The sequence below is a fragment of the Autumnicola edwardsiae genome, assembly GCF_031846505.1.
Taxonomy (GTDB): Bacteria; Bacteroidota; Bacteroidia; order Flavobacteriales; family Flavobacteriaceae; genus Autumnicola; species Autumnicola edwardsiae.
In genome coordinates, this window is record NZ_JAVRHP010000127.1 from 1 (window position 1) to 6,751 (window position 6,751).

General features: G+C 37.2%; 7 protein-coding genes. 3 read left to right on the forward strand and 4 right to left on the reverse strand.

Going from position 1 to position 6,751, the window contains the following annotated elements:
- Nucleotides 1–222: biliverdin-producing heme oxygenase (locus RM529_RS15395; RefSeq protein ID WP_311485642.1), on the forward strand; the 222-nt coding region annotated here is incomplete at its 5' end.
- 78 nt (nt 223–300) lie between these two features.
- Here the strand turns inward: RM529_RS15395 and purB are convergent.
- Together purB and RM529_RS15405 are read right to left on the reverse strand one after the other, a co-directional pair.
- Nucleotides 301–1,638, reverse strand: a complete 1,338-nt coding sequence (gene purB, locus RM529_RS15400) for an adenylosuccinate lyase (RefSeq protein WP_311485643.1) — start codon at nt 1,636–1,638, stop codon at nt 301–303.
- Between the two features lie 205 nt (nt 1,639–1,843).
- The gene (locus RM529_RS15405; protein WP_311485644.1) at nt 1,844–2,548 is read right to left on the reverse strand and encodes an SIR2 family NAD-dependent protein deacylase; all 705 of its coding nucleotides are present in this window, start codon (nt 2,546–2,548) and stop codon (nt 1,844–1,846) included.
- Between the two features lie 137 nt (nt 2,549–2,685).
- On the opposite strand from RM529_RS15405, the gene RM529_RS15410 reads away from it, so the two are divergent.
- Together RM529_RS15410 and RM529_RS15415 are read left to right on the forward strand one after the other, a co-directional pair.
- On the forward strand, nt 2,686–3,336 hold the full coding sequence (locus RM529_RS15410; RefSeq protein ID WP_311485645.1) for a TrmH family RNA methyltransferase: 651 nt from the start codon (nt 2,686–2,688) through the stop codon (nt 3,334–3,336).
- 36 nt (nt 3,337–3,372) lie between these two features.
- On the forward strand, nt 3,373–3,900 hold the full coding sequence (locus tag RM529_RS15415; RefSeq protein ID WP_311485646.1) for an SRPBCC family protein: 528 nt from the start codon (nt 3,373–3,375) through the stop codon (nt 3,898–3,900).
- 99 nt (nt 3,901–3,999) lie between these two features.
- Here the strand turns inward: RM529_RS15415 and RM529_RS15420 are convergent, their stop codons facing one another.
- Nucleotides 4,000–5,016, reverse strand: a complete 1,017-nt coding sequence (locus RM529_RS15420; protein ID WP_311485647.1) for an ion channel — start codon at nt 5,014–5,016, stop codon at nt 4,000–4,002.
- A 275-nt stretch (nt 5,017–5,291) separates the two neighbouring features.
- On the reverse strand, nt 5,292–6,101 hold the full coding sequence (locus RM529_RS15425; RefSeq protein WP_311485648.1) for an SDR family NAD(P)-dependent oxidoreductase: 810 nt from the start codon (nt 6,099–6,101) through the stop codon (nt 5,292–5,294).
- Nucleotides 6,102–6,751: the final 650 nt, after the last annotated feature.

The window sequence follows — 6,751 nt, forward strand, 5'->3', positions numbered from 1 at the left end:
CTGATCTCCCGTAATATAAAGCAATGCGATAACTTATCCTCTATTGAAAATCACCACTTCTTTAACGGCAAACGGGACAGTTTAAAATCCTGGAATGAATTTAAAAAGCTTCTTGACTCCAGAAGTTTTTCTGAAGAAGAGAAAACTTTGGCTATAAATAAAGCCAAAGAAACCTTCAAATTTTTTGGGCAGGTGTTCAGGCAGCAATTTCTGAATTCATAGATAAAGCGAAAAGTTATAAATTACTAGATTAAGAAAGAGTTCCTGTTCTTGTTTCCCATCTTAAATGCTTAAAATCTATTATATTCCCGTATAATTTTGAGGTGTTATCGCTCGCATTTCTTTCTTTATATCTTCAGCAACATCAAGGGTTTCAATAAAATCTGCAATACTTTTTTTGTTGATCCTTTCGTTGGTACGGGTAAGTCCTTTTAAAGCTTCATAAGGATTTTTATAACCTTCCCTTCTTAAAATCGTCTGAAGCGCTTCTGCTACTACAGCCCAGTTGTTTTCAAGGTCGGCATCTAATTTCTCCTCGTTAAGCAGCAATTTATTAAGTCCTTTTAAAGTAGATTTAAAGGCTATTAAAGTGTGCCCTATCGGTACACCTACGTTTCTTAAAACCGTGCTGTCTGTTAAGTCACGCTGCAATCTGCTTACTGGTAACTTTGAAGATAAATGTTCGAAAATAGCATTGGCTATGCCTAAATTTCCTTCGCTGTTTTCAAAATCTATAGGATTCACTTTGTGTGGCATTGCCGAAGATCCAATTTCACCTTTCTTTATCTTCTGCTTAAAATAATCCATAGACACATACGTCCAGATGTCACGATCTAAGTCCAGAAGGATCGTGTTGATTCGTTTTAAAGCATCAAAGAGCGCTGCCATATGGTCGTAGTGCTCTATTTGAGTAGTTGGAAATGAATGGTGAAGTCCTAGCTTTTCTTTCACAAAACCAGATCCAAATTCTTTCCAGTCAACATTGGGATATGCCACCTTATGGGCATTGTAGTTTCCCGTAGCACCGCCAAATTTTGCAGCATGCGGTACAGAGTTGAGCATGTCCAGTTGCGCTTCCAGTCTGGTAATGTAAACCTCAATTTCCTTGCCCAAACGGGTAGGGGAAGCGGGTTGTCCATGAGTACGGGCCAATAAGGGTACGGCAGACCAGTCTTGGGCTAACTGAGTTAGTTTTTGTTGAACTTCAGTAACACATGGGATATATGTAGCAGAAATAGCATCCTTTATACTTAAAGGAATTGCTGTGTTATTTATGTCCTGGGAGGTAAGGCCAAAATGTATAAATTCTTTGGAATCCTCAAGCCCCAATTTATTAAACTCTTCTTTAAGAAAATACTCGACCGCTTTTACATCGTGATTGGTAACTTTCTCAATGTCTTTTATAGCCTGGGCATCTTGAGTTGTGAAATTTTCGTATAACGCTCTCAGTTTTGGGAAAATAGAAGAATCAACAGATTTCAGCTGAGGAAGCGGCAGCTCACATAAGGCTATAAAATATTCAACTTCAACTTTTACCCTATACTTTATTAGGGCTTCTTCACTAAAATAAGCAGAAAGTTCCCGGGTTTTTGCATTGTATCTACCGTCTATTGGAGAAATTGCTGTAAGCGCTGTCATTTTTTCTGAAGATTATATGATTCCCGTAAAGTCACTATAGTTAAAAATATGTAAACATGTTATGAACGCTTCCAATAGCTATTGGAACAAAAGGTATTTGACCTTTAATCGCTCAGGGACAGAAAACATAAAACAAGTGCCTCAACAGAGAAAATTATTTTAAGGGTAAAGATACAGCTTCCACTAAACCTGGAAAATGGAACACCTAAATTTTTCCTGTTCTCTCAATGTCATTTTGCAATAAATCAGTAACAAGAGCAGGAACACCTTTAACTGCTTTTTCTGAAATTATCTTTAAATTTTTAGATCCGGAAATATTTGGTTTCGGATCGATAAAGTAAACCGGAATATCTTCCGGAGCAAAATCTATAAGACCTGCAGCGGGATAGACCTGCATAGAAGTGCCAATTATTAAAAGAATGTCTGCTTTAGAACAAATTTCAGAAGCCTTTTCAAACATGGGGACTGCTTCACCAAACCAGACAACATGGGGCCTTAGCTGGTAGTTATGTTCACAAAAATCGCCACTATTAAGATCTTTTTTCCAATCCATCACCAGGTTTTCATCAAATGTACTTCTTACCTTCAGCAGTTCTCCGTGCAGGTGTGTTACCTTTTGACTTCCCGCACGTTCGTGTAGATCATCGATATTCTGGGTAATTATAGGCACGTTATATTTATCCTGAAGTTTGGCCAGGGCGTGATGTGCATCATTCGGTTCTACCTCCAGAAGTTGTTTTCTACGCTTGTTGTAAAAATTCAGCACGAGTTCCATATTATTCTGCCACCCGAGTGGGGAGGCTACTTCCATAACATCGTGTCCTTCCCAAAGTCCGTTGTCATCACGAAAAGTTTTAATTCCGCTTTCTGCGCTAATTCCTGCACCGGTAAAAACCACCAGGTTTTTCATAAGCTAAGGTTTATTTTTTATTTTTTTTCGGAATAGAAGATACTAAAAATTTTTGCGGAGAAAGTAACCTGCCATTCTTAAGGATTTAAAATACTCTGAAAGCAAATAGTTTCAAGGTATTTTTTACTTTTATGCCAATGAACAAAGAACTACTAGATTACCTTCTAGGCTTTCTCACTCCCAGAAGAAGAATGCTTTTTGAGAAAGTATTATTAGAGAGAACAAACTATTTTACTGTGGCAACGCAGGATGTCTCCCAACTTCATAATACCAGTGCAGTTCTTAGAAGTTGCGATGTATTTGGAATACAGAATATCCATGTAATTGAAGAAAAGAATCCTAGGAGGATAGATAAGGAAATTGCAATGGGCGCACAAAAATGGGTAGGGGTAAACAGGTACAATTCTACGGAAAACTGCATTGCCGAATTGCGGAAAAAAGGATACCGTATAGTTGCCACGAGTCCTCATGGAGACGCAGATCTACTTCAGGATTTTGATATTTCCTCTCCTGCCGCCATATTCTTTGGAACAGAAAAGGATGGCTTGTCTACAGATTTTGTCAAAAATGCAGATGCCACTTTAAAAATTCCCATGTACGGATTTACAGAAAGCTTAAATATTTCTGTTTCGGCAGCCATTATTTTGCAATCTCTTATTTTTAGACTAAAAAGCAGTTCAAACGACTGGCGGCTCACAGAGAAGGAAAAATTTGTTTTACATTTGGAATGGGCAGAGAAAAGTCTTAAAAATTCAGACAAATTAAAAGAGGACTTTCTGAAATCCTAATTTATTGCTAACTTTTCAAACTTACTAAAGCTCCAGATGACCTTATTCTTTTATATAATAATTGCTATTATAACTTTCTTCGCTTTCCTGCACGCATGGGCGAAAAAGGAATATGATTTAAGCCGAACAATCGTGATTAACAGGTCCAGGGAAGAGGTTTATGGTTTTGTGCGGCAATTACGCAAACAGCCACTATGGATGCCCTGGTTTAAAAGAGACCCGGAAGCTACCTTGAAGTACAAAGAAACAGATGGCAAGACCGAAGCTTCTTTCTACTGGAAAGGCAATCACAGGGTGGGAGAAGGAGTCCAAAGAATTGTAAAAGTACGTAAGGGAAAAGTAATAGAAACAAAAGTACTCTTTATAAAGCCATTTAAGGTAAACGCCCTTACATACATCGGCGTTAAAGAAATAGAGCCGGAAAAGACAAAAATGGTGTGGGGAGTAAGAGGATATGTACCTTTCCCGCTTACCATTGTAAGCCTGTTTTACGGAGTAGACCGCTTACTTGCAAAGAGATTTGAAGAGGGATTGAAAAACCTTAAGCATGTTCTCGAAAATTAATAGGATCTTTCGAGACTATCCCATAAGTGTATGAAATTTAAATAATAGAGATTGGAATTTTCTCTTGGGGTTTTTGCTTTTCTATTCATCAGGTAATTCTTAAAACTTTCTTTTTACCTCTCTTTTTTTAATTACATCATCCCAATCCCATCCATCTTCTTTAACAGAGCCTGCCAGGATTTTCCTTCTTTTTTTGAATTTTTCAAGAATTTCTGTAAGCTTTTTATCTGACGTTAATTCAGAGAAATCTAAATCTTCGGAATATTCAAAAGGCGGAGCCTCGTCTGTTGGTTTTACATTAGAATCACTGAGAATTTCCAGGTAAGAATTCAGCGATTTTTTCAGAATCAGCCAATTATAGGCTCTATCAGACTTATCAATTTTATAAACCTCCTGGATAGTCACAACTTCATCTAAGATTGCCATACAAAGTGGGGCTGAATATTTTAATTCGTTACTGTGGAAGTAACGAAGAACAGGATATGCGAGATGCTTTTCGCTGTGGTTTAAAATCATGGTGTGTAAGCTCTGGAATTGATCATGTAGAAGAGAAAAGTCTTTACCGTTCCAGCAATTTCTTAGTAATTCTGCAGGAGACCTTCCTAATTGATAAATATAAGCAGATAATGTCCTTTTTTTTATAACTGCATCCAAAACAGGAATAATATAAGAAATAGAGAGCGTAACAAGAAAAGTCCCGTGTAGGGACAAAATATTGGAGAGGATGCGCCAGGCATCGCCTCCCGATTTTAAATCTCCGTTTCCTAAAGAACTAAGCGTGTATCCTACAAAGTAAATTTTTCCAACCCAATTGGAAGGCAATAGCGTATTGGTATTTACAACAGAGGGTACGTGTGATAGGTAAATTAGGCTATAACCTATCCAGATAGAGCCTATCCAAAGGCAGAATAGCATTAAGATAACAAAAAATCCGGCATTGGAAAGGATTGGCGAACTACCGTTTTTTTTGCTTAGTACAAAGAAGGTGTTCCATATTTTCTTTAATATAAAATTAGAAATAAAGCCTCCTCCGTTCATGCGCAGGATAGTGCTTAGCATATCTATGGTGATAAGTACAATTAGAACTACTCCTAAAACTAGTAATATTACCTCCATTCTCTTAAGATATAAAGCCCGGACAAGCAGATATTCAAACTTTTGAAGACATATTATGTCTTCTTAAAATGAAATGAAGAAAGATAAAACACCAGTTGTAAAGGGTTTTGATTTTCTTAATCTTCCCTCGGCTTATCCAGAGCTTTTTAAGTTTTAAAATAAAGTATTGGCCTGCTTTATCATAGAACCAAAATGCTACATTCAGCAACCAGGGGTGACAAAAACAGCATTTCGGTTCTTAAATCTACATACGCAAAATTTAGCTGAAAAGTGTACTACTCCTCATGTGTTTCGTAAAACTTCTTCTGGATTTTAGCCTGAAGACTTTTTGGTATCACCCGTCGCGTAAAAGTCATGACCTTGTTGGAAGCTCCGGGTATGTGGATGCGTTCTCCTTTCATTAACGCTTCATAGCCTTCTTCAGCTACTTTATGGGGAGATTCCATTAGTTTGTCTTTATTTGCCACAACATTGGTATTTTCCATATCTGCTCTCGAGAAAAAGTTGGTATCGGTGGGGCCGGGACATAGGCAGGTAACGGTTACAGCGCTTTTCATATCTTTTAGCTCTGTTGCCAAAGCTTCAGAAAAGGAAACAACAAATGCTTTTGTCGCGTGGTATATTGCCATCATTGGCCCAGGCTGGAACCCTGCGATAGAACCTAAATTTAGTATGCGGCCTTCATCTCTTTCTACCATTTCTTTAGCATATAATTTGGTGAGTTGGGCAAGTGCCAGCACATTAAGATGAATAATCTCTGAATCTTTCTCTGTAGGAATATCAACAAAATTTCCCCGCTGTCCTACCCCGGCGTCGTTAACCAGAATATTCACCGTGCGTTTCGTCTGCTTTACTTCGCTATATACCTCTTTCGCGGCTCCATCTTGTGCAAGGTCTTTTTTAATACTAAACACCTCTACACCGTACTGATTCTGAATTTCTGATGTAATTTTATTGAGTTCATCTTCATTTCGTGATACTGCTATAATATCATAGCCATTCCCTGCGAATTTGTGCGCGAGTGCCTTACCAATTCCACTTGTTGCCCCGGTAATTAATACTGTTTTCTTTTCGTTACTTTCCATTGCATCTTTTTTTTAATGTTTCTGAATAATCTATCATTAAGATAGTTAGCATTTGGTTACTTATGTTTTAATGATATCCTAAAAGATGTTCTGTACTTCTTAAAGTTATCAGGTTGAGTAATTTTTTTCTGAAGATTTTTGAACCTGGTGAGACATTTTTAGTTTTAAGAAGTGATTTGTTGAAAATGGCAATTATCGGGTTCGTTTTAGTGGTGGATTTATCTAAAGAGCGGAATACCTTCTGAAAATATGGAGGCTGACATGTTGTTTTTAGAGTAATATTTCAGAAAAGGCTGGTTAATCTTCAAATTCTGAAGACTTGTTCACTAAAAAAGTGGCTTTAGGATATAAACTTCAGCAGAAAGACGAAAACAGTGGTTTTTTTTATTCTTCAGCAGGATTAATTCAGGGAAAGAATAGCTGTTAATGAGAAAATTACGTTAAGATGCAAATGGGGAGAAATTTCACTTCAAATAACGAATTTAGAGAGGTGCCAAAAAAGCCAATTTTCGTATTACAGTAATGTATAGCACCGGTTTTTGCGCGCAGGATAGATAAATTTGGGAAACGTAAGAGTTAAAAATTACCTACCCCCACTTAAACCAACCTTTTAATTTTATTTATAATCTTCTACACCTTCGTAAATTTCA